This is a genomic window from Halomonas sp. KM-1, from assembly GCF_000246875.1.
GTDB classification, from domain to species: domain Bacteria; phylum Pseudomonadota; class Gammaproteobacteria; order Pseudomonadales; family Halomonadaceae; genus Halomonas; species Halomonas aerodenitrificans.
The window spans coordinates 1-13,982 of the sequence record NZ_BAEU01000097.1 but is presented as its reverse complement, the minus strand read 5'-3'; the positions used below and the strand labels follow the sequence as shown (position 1 = coordinate 13,982).

The 13,982-nt window shown below is 63.8% G+C and carries 15 protein-coding genes; 5 read left to right on the top strand and 10 right to left on the bottom strand.

All coding sequences use genetic code 11. From position 1 onward, the window contains the following. Positions 1-57: 57 nt before the first annotated feature. A complete protein-coding gene (locus B8115_RS10295) occupies positions 58-951 on the bottom strand; it encodes a ribose-phosphate diphosphokinase (RefSeq protein WP_010627715.1) in 894 nt (297 codons plus the stop codon). After that, positions 951-2,543 (bottom strand): thymidine phosphorylase family protein, encoded by a 1,593-nt coding sequence (locus tag B8115_RS10290; RefSeq protein WP_026038034.1) that lies wholly within the window; start codon positions 2,541-2,543, stop codon positions 951-953. The genes B8115_RS10295 and B8115_RS10290 overlap by 1 nt, the downstream gene beginning before the upstream one ends. 193 nt (positions 2,544-2,736) lie before the next feature. Here B8115_RS10290 and B8115_RS10285 point away from each other — a divergent pair, with 193 nt between their 5' ends. Continuing rightward, positions 2,737-3,675, top strand: a complete 939-nt coding sequence (locus B8115_RS10285; RefSeq protein ID WP_010627713.1) for a 2-dehydropantoate 2-reductase — start codon at positions 2,737-2,739, stop codon at positions 3,673-3,675. A 99-nt stretch (positions 3,676-3,774) separates the two neighbouring features. Beyond that, a complete protein-coding gene (locus tag B8115_RS10280; RefSeq protein ID WP_026038033.1) occupies positions 3,775-4,542 on the top strand; it encodes a trans-aconitate 2-methyltransferase in 768 nt (255 codons plus the stop codon). A gap of 77 nt (positions 4,543-4,619) precedes the next feature. Here B8115_RS10280 and thpD read toward each other — a convergent pair whose 3' ends face one another. The 3 genes from thpD to B8115_RS10265 form a co-directional block, all read right to left on the bottom strand. After that, positions 4,620-5,531 (bottom strand): ectoine hydroxylase, encoded by a 912-nt coding sequence (gene thpD, locus B8115_RS10275; RefSeq protein WP_010627711.1) that lies wholly within the window; start codon positions 5,529-5,531, stop codon positions 4,620-4,622. A 177-nt stretch (positions 5,532-5,708) separates the two neighbouring features. Next, the gene (locus B8115_RS10270) at positions 5,709-6,422 is read right to left on the bottom strand and encodes a hypothetical protein (protein ID WP_010627710.1); all 714 of its coding nucleotides are present in this window, start codon (positions 6,420-6,422) and stop codon (positions 5,709-5,711) included. Positions 6,423-6,458: 36 nt separating this feature from the next. Further along, entirely contained in the window at positions 6,459-6,935 is a 477-nt protein-coding gene (locus tag B8115_RS10265) for a YbhB/YbcL family Raf kinase inhibitor-like protein (RefSeq protein ID WP_010627709.1), read from the bottom strand. A gap of 75 nt (positions 6,936-7,010) precedes the next feature. Here B8115_RS10265 and B8115_RS10260 point away from each other — a divergent pair, with 75 nt between their 5' ends. After that, complete coding sequence (locus tag B8115_RS10260; protein WP_010627708.1) at positions 7,011-7,472, top strand: flavodoxin family protein; 462 nt, start codon at positions 7,011-7,013, stop codon at positions 7,470-7,472. Between the two features lie 89 nt (positions 7,473-7,561). On the opposite strand, the gene B8115_RS10255 is transcribed toward B8115_RS10260, so the two are convergent. The 3 genes from B8115_RS10255 to fadB all read right to left on the bottom strand — a co-directional run bounded on the left by B8115_RS10255 (position 7,562) and on the right by fadB (position 11,289). Next, a complete protein-coding gene (locus B8115_RS10255; protein ID WP_141638564.1) occupies positions 7,562-7,750 on the bottom strand; it encodes a CCGSCS motif protein in 189 nt (62 codons plus the stop codon). A 155-nt stretch (positions 7,751-7,905) separates the two neighbouring features. Then, positions 7,906-9,084, bottom strand: coding sequence for an acetyl-CoA C-acyltransferase FadA (gene fadA / locus B8115_RS10250; RefSeq protein WP_010627707.1), 1,179 nt, complete (start codon positions 9,082-9,084; stop codon positions 7,906-7,908). A gap of 27 nt (positions 9,085-9,111) precedes the next feature. Next, positions 9,112-11,289 carry a fatty acid oxidation complex subunit alpha FadB gene (gene fadB, locus B8115_RS10245; protein ID WP_010627706.1) on the bottom strand — a complete coding sequence of 726 codons (2,178 nt, stop codon included), beginning with the start codon at positions 11,287-11,289 and terminating at the stop codon, positions 9,112-9,114. A 335-nt stretch (positions 11,290-11,624) separates the two neighbouring features. On the opposite strand from fadB, the gene slyA reads away from it, so the two are divergent. Beyond that, positions 11,625-12,068 (top strand): transcriptional regulator SlyA, encoded by a 444-nt coding sequence (slyA, locus tag B8115_RS10240; RefSeq protein ID WP_010627705.1) that lies wholly within the window; start codon positions 11,625-11,627, stop codon positions 12,066-12,068. A 2-nt stretch (positions 12,069-12,070) separates the two neighbouring features. On the opposite strand, the gene B8115_RS10235 is transcribed toward slyA, so the two are convergent. Further along, positions 12,071-12,607: a hypothetical protein gene (locus tag B8115_RS10235; RefSeq protein WP_010627704.1), complete on the bottom strand. Its 537-nt coding sequence runs from the start codon at positions 12,605-12,607 to the stop codon at positions 12,071-12,073. 100 nt (positions 12,608-12,707) lie between these two features. Here B8115_RS10235 and B8115_RS10230 point away from each other — a divergent pair, with 100 nt between their 5' ends. After that, a complete protein-coding gene (locus B8115_RS10230) occupies positions 12,708-13,160 on the top strand; it encodes a universal stress protein (RefSeq protein ID WP_010627703.1) in 453 nt (150 codons plus the stop codon). A gap of 55 nt (positions 13,161-13,215) precedes the next feature. On the opposite strand, the gene B8115_RS10225 is transcribed toward B8115_RS10230, so the two are convergent. Continuing rightward, positions 13,216-13,982: ATP-binding cassette domain-containing protein (locus B8115_RS10225; protein ID WP_010627702.1), on the bottom strand; the 767-nt coding region annotated here is incomplete at its 5' end.

Sequence of the window (13,982 nt, the reverse complement as noted above, 5' to 3'; positions counted from 1 at the left end):
TGCGGCCGATGACCAGCCCTCACGCGTCAAACGTCCATGGGCCGGCAAGGGCCGCGCTCAGCGTGCATCGAGCACTTCCCCGAGGGCCGCCGCCAGCACCGGCGCCAGGAACACGGCATTGCTCTGGTGGGGGATGCTGTCGGTACTCCAGACCTCTTCCACCCCGGCCTGACGAATCACGCTCAGCGCATCGCCGGCAAACAGAGCGTGCGTCACGGCCACGTCCACGCCGGCAGCACCGGCGGCCAGCACTCGTCTCGCCGCCTGGGCCAGGGTACGCCCCGAGCTGGCAATGTCGTCCAGCAGTACGACGCGGCGACCGGCAAGGGCCAGCTCGGGTAGCGCGATCTCGACGTCACGGTCGCCATGGCGCTGCTTGGTGCACACGCCATACGCCAGCCCCGTTGCACGTGCGGCACTTTCCACCCACTGCGCCGACTCTGCGTCGGGCCCCAGCAGCAGCGCATCGCGGCGTCGTTCGACGATGGCCTCGGCCAGCGCTGGCGCCGCAGAGAGCGCAACGGCCTGGCGCAGCGGCACCGCCTGCTCGAGGCGCTCGATACGGTGCAGGTGCGGGTCGACGGTGATCAGCGCGTCGAACAGCTCGGCAAGAAAGCCGCCGACCAACCGCTGACTGACCAGTTCGCCCGGGCGGAAGGCGATGTCCTGGCGCATGTAGGCCAGATAGGGAGCTACCAGCACCAGGCGCCTGACGCCTCGCTCACGCGCGTGGCGAGCCAGCAGCATCAGCTCGACCAGCTTCTCGTTGGGTCGGTCCAGGCTGCGATAGACGACCAGACATTCAGGCAGCTCGATATCCGGCAGGCGCAAACACAGCTCCTCATCGGGAAAGCGGTGGCGTTCCATGCGCAGCGCTTCGATGCCGACCGCCGCTGCCAAGCGCTGGGCGGGGGGAGATTCTTCGTCGAAATAGAGCAGACTCACTTGCATCAGAACTCCACGTTCAGGCGTTGTATCTCGTCAGGTTGGCCGATATCGAAGCCACTGTCCTGCTCACTGCACTGAAGAGCGAAGCCATGTTCGCTGCGATAGGCCGCATGGACCCGATAGAGCGGCTGGTCCTTTTCTACACGATCGCCGATACGGGCCAGCAGATCGACCCCCGCGCCCCTGGCCTTGGGCGCGCCGGCCAGACGCGCGATCCTGGCCAGACGAAGATTGTCGATGCCAATGACGACACCTGCCCGGGGCGCGAGTACTTCGAAGCGGTGCGGCGCCAGCTCTAGATGGTCGAGATCGAAGGGTTTCTCGCCTTGAGCCCGAATGATCGCCTGCATCTTCTCCAGAGCACGGCCGGAATCGAGAATGTCGCGGGCGATACCGAAGCCGTCTCCGCCGCGGATGTCGGGATCGAACTCCAGCATTCTCCCCGCCAGACGCAGCGATTTCTGACGCAGGTCCATGGGCGCGTCGGGATGGTTGGTGAGTACTCGCATCACGTCGCGGGCTTCCAGCACCGGGCCGATGCCGTGCCCGATCGGCTGGCTGCCGTCGGTGATCACCACGTCGAGTACCAGCCCCATGCGCCCCGCCACGAACTCGAACAGCTTACGCAGCCGACGCGCCTCGGGCATGCTGCGCACCTTGGCATGCGGCCCTACCGGGATGTCGAGCAGCAGGTGGGTGGAGCCCGCCGCGATCTTCTTGGACAGAATTGAGGCCACCATCTGCCCCGGCGAATCGATGGAGAGCGGACGCTCCACCGCGATCAGCACGTCGTCGGCCGGCGACAGCTCGCTGGTGCCGCCCCAGGCCACGCAGCCGCGGTGAGTACGCACTAACTCACCCAGCTCGTCGAACGGGACTTCGACCTTGGCCAGGACCTCCATGGTATCGGCGGTGCCGGATGGCGAAGTGATCGCCCGCGACGAGGTTTTGGGACACAGCAACCCATGAGCGGCCACGATGGGCACCACCAGCATGGAGGTGCGGTTACCGGGTATCCCGCCGATGCAGTGCTTGTCCACCACCGGATGCTCGTGCCAGTCGAGCCGTCGCCCCACCCTGCCCATGGCGTCGCTGAGATAGAAGACTTCCTCGCGATCCAGCTCGCCCAGTTCGCAGGCCACCACGAAGGCCGTCAGTTCGATCTTCGAATAACGCAGCTCGGCAATGTCCTGCACGATCTCGCGGAAATCCTGTCGCGTCAGGCGCTCGCCGGCGATCTTGCGCCGCAGGGCCGGGATCGATGCGGGTGGCTCTGCCTGCGAGACGCTGACCGGATGTCCCTCCGCCACCCCGAGCAGGGCGAAGGCATCCTCGGAAAGGCCGAGCTGGGTATGGCCTACGATGGCCACGTCATCCACCACGTTCAGCGTGGCCAGTATCCGCTTGCCATTGGCACGAACCTCCACCTTGGAAAGCGCCTGAAACCCCTCGGCGCGGTACAGGTCGCACTCGCGGTGCAGGTAGGCGACGTTTTCGCGATAGGTGTCGATCGCCACGCGACACAGCGCCAGGGGCAATCCCGTTTCTCCGCCAGTCTCGTCACTGGCCGCGCTACTGGGTTGAGTGTCGTTCATGTGGCGCCTGTCTTCGGCTGGTCGATGTTTTCAGTCTGCCTCATTTGCTTCAGCCTGTGCAGCGCCACGACGGGCGCTCATGATCCAGGGCAAGCCCCGCCGACGCAGCCTGGAGATCACCCAATCGCTGCTTTGCCGCTATGCTCCGAGTAACACCCGCAATTCGTTACACCTGCAAGGGAAAGGAGACAGCATGAAGTTCGCCATCATGGGTAGCGGCGGTGTCGGCGGCTATTTCGGTGCACGCCTGGCCGAAGCCGGCGAGGACGTCACTTTCATTGCCCGCGGTCGACATCTGGCCGCCATGCAGCACGACGGACTTCACGTGAGCAGCATCAAGGGCGATATCGTGGTGAAGCCGGTCAAGGCCACCGACGATCCTGCCACGCTGGGAGAGGTGGATTGCGTAATCGTGGCCGTCAAGGCGTGGCAGGTACGCGAGGCAGCGGAAGCCATCCGTCCGCTGGTCGGGCCCGACACCCTGGTCCTGCCGCTGGAAAACGGCGTCGAGGCCGCCGACATCCTGACCGAGGTACTCGGCGAGACACCGGTCCTCGAAGGACTGTGCGGCATCCTGGCCTGGCGCGAAGCACCGGGACACATTCGCCATGCCGGCGTAGATCCCTTCGTGCGCTTCGGCGAGCGCGACAATCACACCAGCGAGCGTACGGCTCGTCTCAAGGCAGTATTCGACAAGGCGCATGGCGTCAGTGCGGAGATACCCGACGACATCGTCGTCGCGCAATGGAGCAAGTTTCTCTTCATCTGCGCCATGAGCGGTATCGGCAGCCTGTGCCGGGCTCCCATCGGCATTACACGGCAGTTGCCCGAAACACGCGCCTTGATAGAACGCATGCTCGAAGAGATTCATCAGGTGGCCCAGGGCCACGGCGTTGCCTTCCCCGCCAATGCCGTGGCGCGCGCCATGCAGTTCATCGATGCCATGCCGGCAGACAGCACCTCTTCCATGCAGCGTGACATCCTGGCCGGTGAACCATCCGAGCTGGAGTCTCAGAATGGTGCGGTGGTGCGCCTGGGCCGAGCGGTTGGCGTCGAAACACCGATTCATGCCGCCGTCTATGCGGCCCTCCTGCCACAGGAGCTGGCAGCCCGGGGAGAGCTGTCCTTGTGACGCTCCGTGCAGCCGTGGGCAGCGCATGGCTGCCGGTGCCGAAAACCTCGGGATGGAGTAGGATGAGAATGAGGCTCAAGACCAGAGAGGGGGCATACCATGACCGAAGTTCCACATAACGCCCCAGGCCAGCAATGGAACGCTGCCGCCTACATGCATAATGCCGACTTCGTCTCCGCCCTGGGCGGCGAGGTGGCGAAACTGCTTGCCCCCCGCCCCGGCGAGCGCATCCTCGATGTGGGCTGCGGCGACGGCGCCCTGACCGAGACGTTGGTGAAAGCGGGCGCCACCGTAGTCGGCATCGACTCATCCCCCGACATGGTCGCCGCCGCCAAGGCGCGAGGCCTCGACGCTCGTGTCATGGATGCCCACAACCTGCCCTTCGAACATGAGTTCGATGCGGTATTCAGCAACGCCGCCCTGCACTGGATGCTCAATCACGAGGCCGTCCTGGCCAGCCTCCACCGTGCGCTGAAGCCGAATGGGCGATTCGTCGCCGAGTTTGGCGGCCATGGCAATGTGGCGGCCATCTGCACCGCCATGCTGGCGGCACTACAGGCGCGGGGAATAAGCGGCAGAGCCCGCTTTCCCTGGTTTTTTCCCACCGTGGAAGAGTACGCCGAAATGCTGGAAGCGGTAGGCTTCACGATCGAGAGCATCGAGCTGATTCCACGCCCTACACGCCTGCCAACGGGCATGACCGGCTGGCTCGATACCTTTGCCGCCCCCTTCCTCCACGGCCTGGACGAATACTTGCGCGATGCGATACTCAACGATGCCCTGGCCCTGCTGGCGCCGAACCTGCGCGACAGCCATGGCAACTGGACGGCCGATTACGTTCGCCTGCGCGTCAAGGCGCTATGCTGATGCATTCGCCCCGCAAGCGGGGCGAATGGCATGGCGCATGCGAGCGATATCTGCGGTGTGCCCAGGGCGGGCGCGGCTCAGCCAACCGGTTTCAGCGGATTCCAGTCGCTGCGATTGGCCAGGAACTCGGGGCGCGGACGGTTGCCGCAGAACGGATTCATCAGCCCGTTCTCGACGCTGTTGTAGACGAAGAAAAGATTGCTGCGCGGCCAGCACGACATGTTGATGTTGGAGCCGTGCATGGTATTGCACTCGAACATCACCAGCGTACCCGCCGGGCCCTTGGGCGCCTCGATATCACCCTTGAGCATCAGTTCACGCAGGCTGGCATTGTCGGGCACCCCGACATCCTGGCTCTTCAGCGACTCCTTGTAGTTATCCGTTGGCGTGCGTCCTACGCAGGGCACGAAATAGCGGTGAGAGCCCGGAATCAGCATCAATGGCCCATTGAACTCACCGTTGTCGGTAAGGATGATCGAACAGCTCAGCGAACGCATGCGAGGCATGCCATCCTCGCTGTGCCACGTCTCGAAGTCGGAGTGCCAATCGAAGCCCTTGCCCTTGAAGCCGGGCTTGTAGTTGATTCGCGACTGGTGAATGTATATGCCCCTGCCGAGCAGCTGCTCGACCATCGCCAGCAGTCGCGGATCCCGCGTCAGGCGGCTGAAGCGCTCCGAGATTTCATGAATGCCGAAGATCGAGCGGATCTCCTCCCGGCCCGGCTCCAGAATGGTGCCCTCTGAGAGCTTGAGGTCCTCGTCCTGCTCGTATTCGCGCAGTTCCTGTATGAAGGCTTCCATCTCTTCGCGGTCGAAAAAACCCTCGAACGACAGGAACCCCTTCTCCTCGTACTCGCGAACCTGCGCCTCGCTCAGCGGCCCATTGCTACGCTCCGCCTCATCGGTGAATACCACCGGGTCGATACGCTCGAACATTCCCAGCTTGCGTTCCAATCGAGTCGGAAACAGGTCCTGGACATCTTTTTTCATCGCATGCTCCTCCTTGATCCAAGCGAAACGCCAGTCATCCGGACTGGTAATGATCCAACCTAGACCTGGAAACGTTTGCATGCAAAGCGAGTTTGTATCCGCCTATTGCGCAAAGAAAATTAACCGTAAGCGCGGATCGAGCAGAACATTTCACTGCGAGCCTTCCACTGACTGTCGTCAGGAGCGGGATGTGCGCAGGGTGGAAAGATCATCCTTGTCGTTCAACTGAATGATTTCCCGGCATAGGCGTCTTCGCTGCCACCACGATGCCAGCCGCTTGGTGTCCCAGGTCGCCGGCACCAGACCGCAACCCGGCTGACGGTCGATGAACTCGAAGCATCGCTCGGCACCGATCGGCAGATCTTCGGAGCCATAGATGCAGATGATGCGCACGGTGAGCGAGTGAAACACCACCCCCTGCTGGGGTTGGTGGCCTTCCATCTCGAACCCACCGTCGTGCGCCAGGCGCCGGGTAAGGGCATCGAAACTGTCGATATGGACGAAGCCACCTGGTTCCAGCGGACCTTGGTGAGAACCGTCACGCACGATGGGAGAGCTCTCTGACGAAGAATTCGAGGCGTCTTGGTCGCGATTCTCGTCGCCATCCTGATAGCTCTCGGTTCGATCGGTCACATCGACGCGCACCACGCCATGGGACGTTTCCAGTTCCGCCACGACGTGCTGGATGAAGACAGGCTCGGCGCTCATGTTGCTGATGATGCACAGCGCATCGATGTCCTTCTTCCTGCCCCTATTGATCAACAGGCGAGGCCGGCGTTGACGGCGAAAGCTGAAGTAGAGCAACTGGGCATAGACGACCCAGACGATCAGCGTGCCGATGTCGGTCAGCACGGAGACACCGTCTCCGTGCTCGAAAAGCCAGTCGAACATCGCAATCCTCCCTGACTGCCATGAACGTCGCGTGGATCAGCCGCGCTGGTAGGTGCCGATCAAACGATTCATACCGAGCAGGTGCGGCTCGAGCTGCTTGAGCAGCTCACCGAGCCCCAGCCCCTCGGGCAGGTCGGTGGGCTTGTTCAGCGCCAGCACCCAGAAGTAGTAGTGGTGCACGCCGTGCCCTTCCGGCGGCATGGGGCCGGCGTAACCGACCTTGCCGAAATCGTTCTTGCCACGGGTGCCGTCGCTGCTGCCTTCGCCAAGCGACGTGGTCGAACCCGGCAGGTTGTAGAGCAGCCAGTGCACGAAGCCGTAGCTGCCGTGCTGGACGAGGGGCGCATCGGGATCATGGCAGACGATCGCGTATCCCTTGGTACCCTCGGGAGCATCGCGCCAGCTCAGTGCTGGCGAAACATCGTCGCCCTCGCCGGTATGCTTGGTAGGGATGGCCCCGTGGGCCTCGAAGGCGGAACTTTCCAGTTGCATGTTCGAAAGAGCAAAGGCCATGTGCGTGTTTCCTCCTGCCTGACGAATACGGAAGGTGCCGAAACAGCGTCGGAAAAAGCCGTTAGACTGTCAAACATGAAACGTCTGCTGATCGTGGCCCACGCGCCCTCGCCCAATACCCGTCGCCTGCGGGACGCCGCCAAGCACGGCGCATCGCACTCGGATATCGATAGCGTCGAAGTGACCGTCAAGGCCCCGCTCGAGGCCGGCCCGGACGACGTGCTGAGCTGCGATGCCATTCTGCTCGGCACCACCGAGAACCTCGGCTACATGAGCGGCGCGCTGAAGGACTTCTTCGACCGCAGCTACTACCCCGTGCTCGAGGAGAAACAGGGGCTGCCCTGCGCGCTCTACGTTCGCGCCGGCCATGACGGCACCGGTACCCGACGCGCGGTGGAAAGCATCGTCACCGGGCTGCGCTGGCGCTGGGTGCAGGAGCCGCTGATCCTGCGCGGCGAGTGGCAGGACGGCTTCGTCGATCGGGTCGAGGAGCTGGGTCTCTATCTGGCGGCGGGCCTTGAGGCCGGCGTGCTGTAGCCCACCGGCCAAGACTTGGCCTTCACGTGCAAAAACGGGTATGCCCCAAGCCATGCCCGTTTGACGTGGCTAGCGGCGGTTAACGGATGTCAGTTACTGCATGATCCACAGCAGGTACCAGGCTGACCATGCTTGACCTTCTTGGCAGCATCGGTGGCGGAACTTGCTTCAGGGCTGGCATCCACCTCCGCACCTGTCGGTGCGCCAGGCTCGAAGCCCTGAACGACCTGCTTGTCTTGCGCCTTGGCTTTCTTGAACAGATTCTTGAGCCGCTCCACGGGAGTCACCTCGCAGCAATTAAAAGAAGCATACAAAATGTATCTTATTGTTCGCACACTGAAACGTCAACGCAACAAACGTCGACGGCCCCGTCCTTGAGGACGGGGCCGTCGGTCATAGGAGTACTGACTTCATCAAGAGTTGCTTCAGGCGTTTACTTCAGGCGTTCGAAAACGGTCGCCACACCCTGCCCCATGCCGATACACATGGTGGCGAGTCCCAGGGTGGTGTCCTGCTGGCGCATCACGTTGAGCAGCGTGGTGCAGATACGCGATCCCGAGCAGCCCAGCGGGTGACCCAAGGCGATGGCGCCGCCGTTGAGGTTGACCTTCTCGTCCATGGCCTCGAGGAAGCCCAGGTCCTTGAGCACCGGGATCGCCTGAGCGGCGAAGGCCTCGTTGAGCTCGACGGTCTGGATATCCTGGGCAGAGAGACCGGCAGCCTTGAGCGCCTTCTTGGACGCCGGCACCGGGCCATAGCCCATGATCGAGGCATCGCAGCCGGCCACGCCGGTGGAGAGCACCCGGGCAATGGGCTCGAGCCCCAGCGCACGGGCACGCTCGTAGCTCATGATCGCCATGGCGGAAGCGCCGACCGAGAGCGCCGAGGAGGTGCCTGCCGACACCGTGCCGCCGCGCGGATCGAACACCGGCTTGAGCTTGGCCATGTCCTCCAGGCTGGCGTCGATGCGGATGACTTCATCACGCTTGACCAGTTGGCGGAAGCCACGTTCGTCGTGGCCTTCGACGCCGATGATTTCATTATCGAAGTAGCCTTGATCGCTGGCCGCAGCGGCGCGCTGGTGCGAACGCACGCCGAACTTGTCCTGATCCTCGCGGGTGACGCCGTGCATCTTGCCCAGCAGCTCGGCGGTCAGGCCCATCATCATGGCGGCCTTGGCAGCATACTTGCTGGCCGCCGGGTTGACGTCGACCCCGTGAGCCATGGGCACGTGCTCCATGTGCTCGACGCCACCGATGACGTAGAAGTCGCCCATGCCGGCCTTGATGTTGGCCGCCGCGATGTGCAGCGCAGTCATCGAGGAGCCGCACAGGCGGTTGACCGTCTGGGCCGGCACCGTACGCGGAATACCGGTCATGATCGCCGCATTGCGGGCGATGTTCATCGACTGCTCGAGGGTCTGGTTGACGCAGCCCCAGATCACGTCGTCGACTTCGGCCGGGTCGAGGTTGGCATTGCGATCGAACAGTGCCTGCATCACCGCAGCGGAGAGGTTCTCGGCGCGCACGTTGCGGAAGGCGCCGTTCTTGGCCTTGGCCATGGCGGTACGGACGCCGTCGACCACCACGATGTCTCTCGAATTCAAACTCATTTCAACTTACCTCCTGCTCGTGGTGGATTAGCCCTGGGCCTGGCTGGGATAGAAACGCTTGCCGGATTCGGCCATCTGGCGCAGCTTGTCGGTGGGGGCGTAGAGCGGCCCCAGCTCCTCGGCCAGGCCATCGGCCAGCTTGACGAACTCGGCCACGCCCATGGCATCGATGTAGCGCAGCGCGCCACCACGGAACGGCGGGAAACCGATGCCGTAGATCAGCGCCATGTCGGCCTCGGCCGGCGTCTCGACGATGTTGTCCTCGAGACAGCGCACCGTCTCCAGGCAAAGCGGCACCATCATGCGCGCGATGATGTCCTCATCGGAGAATTCCTTCTCGCCGACCGCCACCTGCTTGACCAGCTCGTAGGCCTTGTCGTCGCTGACCTTCTTCGGCTTGCCCTTGCGGTCCTCCTCGTAGGCATAGAAGCCCTTGTCGTTCTTCTGGCCCAGGCGCTCGTTCTCGTACATGACCTGGATCGCCGTCTTGCCGTCGCGAGCCATGCGGTCCGGGAAGCCCTCCGCCATCACTTCGTTGGCGTGCACCGCGGTATCCATGCCCACCACGTCGAGCAGATAGGCGGGGCCCATGGGCCAGCCGAACTTCTCCATCACCTTGTCGACGCGCTGGAAGTCGGCGCCCTGCTCCACCAGCAGGCTGAAGCCGCCGAAGTAGGGGAACAGCACCCGGTTGACCAGGAAGCCGGGGCAGTCGTTAACCACGATCGGCGTCTTGCCCATGGCCCGGGCGTAAGCCACGGTTGCGGCCACGGCGGCGTCGCCGGTCTTCTCGCCGCGGATGACTTCGACCAGCGGCATACGGTGCACCGGGTTGAAGAAGTGCATGCCGCAGAAGTTCTCGGGACGCTTGAGGTTCTGCGCCAAGCGAGTGATCGAGATGGTCGAGGTGTTGGAGGTGAGGATGGTGTCCTCGCTCACCAGGCCTTCCACTTCGCTCAGCACCGCGCCCTTGACCTTGGGATTCTCCACCACCGCCTCGACGACCAGGTCGACGTGGCCGAAGTCGCCGTAGGAGAGCGTCGGGCGGATCAGGGTCAGTTTCTCGGCCATCTGCTCGGTGGTCAGCTTCTTCCGCTCCACCTGCTTGGCGAACAGCTTGCGCGACTCCTTGAGCCCCAGCTCGACGGCCTCTTCCTTGATGTCCTTCATCAGGATCGGCGTGCCCTTGGAGGCGCTCTGGTAGGCGATGCCGCCGCCCATGATGCCGGCACCCAGCACGGCGGTCTGCTTGACTGCCTTGGCCTGCTTCTCGAACTTGCCGGCCTTCTTCTTGACCACCTGATCGTTCATGAACAGGCCGACCAGGTTGAAGGCCACGTCGGTCATGGCCAGCTTGGCGAAGGCCTTGGCCTCGATGGCCTGGGCACGGGTCCGCTCCTCGCCGGCGCCCTTCTGGATCGCCTTGATCGCCTCGATGGGCGCGGGGTAGTGCGGCCCAGCCTTGCCGGCCACGAACCCCTTGGCGGTCTCGAAGGCCATCATCTGCTCGATGGCGTTGAGCTTGAGCGGGCCGGTCTTCTCGGCACGGCGCGCCTGGTAGTCGAGCTCACCGGCATTGGCACGCGCCAGGATGTCCAGGGCCGCCGCCTCGAGCTGATCGTTCGGTACCACGGCATCCACCGCCCCGACCTTGAGCGCGGCATCGGCGCGATTCTCGGTGCCGCCGGCAATCCACTCGACGGCATTGTCCGAGCCGATCATGCGCGGCAGGCGCACGCAGCCGCCCCAGCCGGGCAGGATTCCCAGCTTGGTCTCGGGCAGGCCGATCTTGGCCTTGTCGCCCATCACCCGGAAATCGGTGGTCAGCGTGACCTCGCAGCCGCCACCCAGCGCCAGGCCGTTGATCGCGGTCACCGTGGGGAACGGCAGGTCTTCGATGGCATTGAAGATGTCATGCACCTTCATCAGCATCGACTCGAGGAACTCGGCGCCCTTGCCGAACATGCTCTGGAATTCGGTGATGTCGGCACCGACGATGAACGACTCCTTGGCGCTGCCGATCACCAGCCCCTTGAGACCGCTCTCGGCGCGAATCGCCTGGACGGCTTCGTCGAGCTCGGCGATCACGGCGCTGGACAGCTTGTTGATGGATTCATCCTTCAGATCGAAGGTGAGCATGGCGACATCGTCGCCCCCGTTGTTGGTACCGCGGGCCACCGTGATGGCGTTGCCTTGATAGATCATCCACGAATCTCCACACAGAGGTTGGCGTTGGCGGAGTGCCAGATTTCATACGGCCGTTTGATTCGGGAAAGCTTGGTCCACTCCAGCCGGCACGTCAAGCCCCTGGCGATGCTTTGTTGGCCGTAGCGACCGGCACGCTTGGTCAATGGAAGTCAGTGGAACTGGCTGACAGCATAGTCGCTTCAGTGGCAGGAGCCGCACCGGACGGAGCTGCGTCGGCAATGAAGTGGCGGCCCGGGCCATGTCGCTCCCTATGCGTTTTCGCCAGACAAGTTGCATTACACGCAAGGGGTCCGGACAATTCGACAAATTCAACGATATTATTGCGGAGTCCCATGCACCAGAACATCGGCTTCCGGCTGTCCCGCCTGCCCCGGCAGTGGCGGGCCATCATCGACCGGCGCCTGGCGCCGCTGGGTCTGACCCAGACCCGCTGGATCACGCTGTACCATCTATGGCGGCTAGGCGATGGGCAGCCTCAGTGCGACCTGGCACGGGCGATAGGCGTCGAAGCGCCTTCCCTGGTACGCACCCTCGACCAGCTCTCCGAGCAGGGGCTGATTGAACGCTGCCCCTGCGATCAGGACCGGCGCACCAAGCGTGTCTTTCTGACGCAAGCGGCAACGCCGCTGCTGGAGAAGATCGATGATGTGGTGAATCAGGCGCGGCGCGAAATGCTGGCAGGCCTCAGCGAGGATGAGATCCGGCAGCTCGACGCCCTGTTGGAGCACATCGAGAACAACGGCCTGGCGATCCAGGCCAGAGAGAGCGATGGCTGAGCTCAGTTGCCCGGCGACTTCTCACCGAAAGCGCGCCGGGCCCCGGGGTGATCGGCGTAGCCGGCCAGGGCATCACGCAGCAACCGGAAATCCTCGACGTAGGTGAGGAAGCGCTCGGCCGTCTGCGACTCCCACCACCACAGGGTGATGGCGAACTCGCTGGATTCGACGACCAGCGCATCCTGCGGCAGGCGCATCAGCAGCGCCTCGAGAGGTCGACGAGCCGCTTCCGGCAGCGGCCGGAGAGGCTCGATGCGCCAGCGCCAGTCGGCCACGCAGGGCTCGAGCACGTCGCTGGCCTCGCTTGCCCTCACCAGCACGAATCGCGGACCCGGGGCATCGCTGGGATAGCTCCAGCGATAGCCCGGCATGGGCGTGCCGATACCGTGCAGCGGCGGCTTCTCCATAACGACCTTGACCCCGGCTTTGTTCGCCGCGCTGCGCAGCGGCGCCAGCCGACGCTGCCTCGCGCTGGGCTTGAGCCACATCACCGGCGAGATCATGAGCAAAAGCGCCGCCACGATTACTACCCAGACCATCTCTATCTCCGTTTCTTGACGCAAGTCGTTGTCTTGACTCGTCAGGCGTCCTAGAGTTAAGGCATATCAACCACATCTTGCCGCTTCGCAGGAGTCTGACATGAGCAATGAGTACCGCCACATCCTGGTCGCCGTGGACCTGACCAAGGATTCCCACAAGGTGCTCGAGCGCGCCTTGCAGATCGCCGAGCGCAACCAGGCCAAGCTGTCGATCATGCATACTCTCGAACCGCTGGGCTTCGCCTACGGTGGCGACATCCCAATGGATCTGACCAGCATCCAGGATCAGCTCGACGAGCATGCCAAGCAGCGCCTGGCTGAAATTGCCGACCCTCACGTGGCCAAGGAGAACCAGCACGTCCTGGTGGGCATGCCGGATACCGAGATCCACCGCTTCGCCGAGGAGCGCAGCGTCGACCTGATCGTGGTCGGCTCTCACGGCCGGCACGGCTTCGCCCTGCTGCTCGGCTCCACCTCCACCGGGGTACTGCACGGCGCCCAGTGCGACGTGCTCGCCGTACGGGTAGGAAAAAAGGGCGAAAGCGCCGAGTAGCGGAAACCCTGTTTATCTACTGCGCTCGACGACCCACAGGGATGTGGGGAGCGTCTTACTCCCCTGCCGCCATGGCTTCAAGCTCCATCCACCGCTCCATGGCGGCGTCGAGTTCGGCCTGCTTGTCGCTCATCGCCTGCAGCACCTCGGACACCACCCCTGCCTCCTGCTGATAGAACGTCGGGGCGCCCACCCTGGCTTCGTACTCCGCCACCTCGGCCTCGAGCCGCTCGATCTCGGCCGGCAGCGCATCGAGCTCGCGCTGCAGCTTGTAGGAGAGCTTGGCGGGTTTCTTCGCCGCCGACGCTGAGGGCGACGGGCCGGCGGGCGCCTTCTCCACCGGCTTGGCCGTAGGCTCGACCTGCTGGCGTGCCGCCCCCTCCCATGGCGCCGGCGGCAGTTTTCCGCCCTGGCGCACCCAGTCGCTGTAGCCGCCCACGTATTCGCGCACCACGCCATCACCCTCGAAGGCCAGCACGCCGGTCACCACGTTGTCCATGAAGGCGCGGTCGTGGGACACCAGCAGCAGGGTCCCGTCGAAGTCGAGCAACAACTCCTCCAGCAGCTCCAGGGTCTCGACGTCGAGATCGTTGGTCGGCTCGTCGAGCACCAACACGTTGGCCGGCTGGGTGAACAGTTTGGCCAACAGCAGTCGGTTGGACTCGCCGCCAGAGAGCGCCTTGACCGGCTGGCGCGCCCGCTCCGGGGTGAACAGGAAGTCCTGCAGATAGCTGATGACGTGCTTGTCCTTGCCGCCCACGGTGATTCGGTCGCTACCCTGGGCAACGTTGTCGTAGACGCTCTTCTCCGGCTCGAGGCCTG

Bases quoted from the DNA above. Each gene is read 5' to 3' on its own strand.
- B8115_RS10265 (WP_010627709.1), bottom strand. From the start codon at position 6,935: ATGGCCTTTGCTCTTTCGAACATGCAACTGGAAAGTTCCGCCTTCGAG.
- B8115_RS10295 (WP_010627715.1), bottom strand. From the start codon at position 951: ATGCAAGTGAGTCTGCTCTATTTCGACGAAGAATCTCCCCCCGCCCAG.
- B8115_RS10290 (WP_026038034.1), bottom strand. From the start codon at position 2,543: ATGAACGACACTCAACCCAGTAGCGCGGCCAGTGACGAGACTGGCGGA.
- B8115_RS10230 (WP_010627703.1), top strand. From the start codon at position 12,708: ATGAGCAATGAGTACCGCCACATCCTGGTCGCCGTGGACCTGACCAAG.
- slyA (WP_010627705.1), top strand. From the start codon at position 11,625: ATGCACCAGAACATCGGCTTCCGGCTGTCCCGCCTGCCCCGGCAGTGG.
- fadA (WP_010627707.1), bottom strand. From the start codon at position 9,084: ATGAGTTTGAATTCGAGAGACATCGTGGTGGTCGACGGCGTCCGTACC.
- B8115_RS10260 (WP_010627708.1), top strand. From the start codon at position 7,011: ATGAAACGTCTGCTGATCGTGGCCCACGCGCCCTCGCCCAATACCCGT.
- B8115_RS10235 (WP_010627704.1), bottom strand. From the start codon at position 12,607: ATGGTCTGGGTAGTAATCGTGGCGGCGCTTTTGCTCATGATCTCGCCG.
- B8115_RS10280 (WP_026038033.1), top strand. From the start codon at position 3,775: ATGACCGAAGTTCCACATAACGCCCCAGGCCAGCAATGGAACGCTGCC.
- B8115_RS10285 (WP_010627713.1), top strand. From the start codon at position 2,737: ATGAAGTTCGCCATCATGGGTAGCGGCGGTGTCGGCGGCTATTTCGGT.
- fadB (WP_010627706.1), bottom strand. From the start codon at position 11,289: ATGATCTATCAAGGCAACGCCATCACGGTGGCCCGCGGTACCAACAAC.
- thpD (WP_010627711.1), bottom strand. From the start codon at position 5,531: ATGAAAAAAGATGTCCAGGACCTGTTTCCGACTCGATTGGAACGCAAG.
- B8115_RS10270 (WP_010627710.1), bottom strand. From the start codon at position 6,422: ATGTTCGACTGGCTTTTCGAGCACGGAGACGGTGTCTCCGTGCTGACC.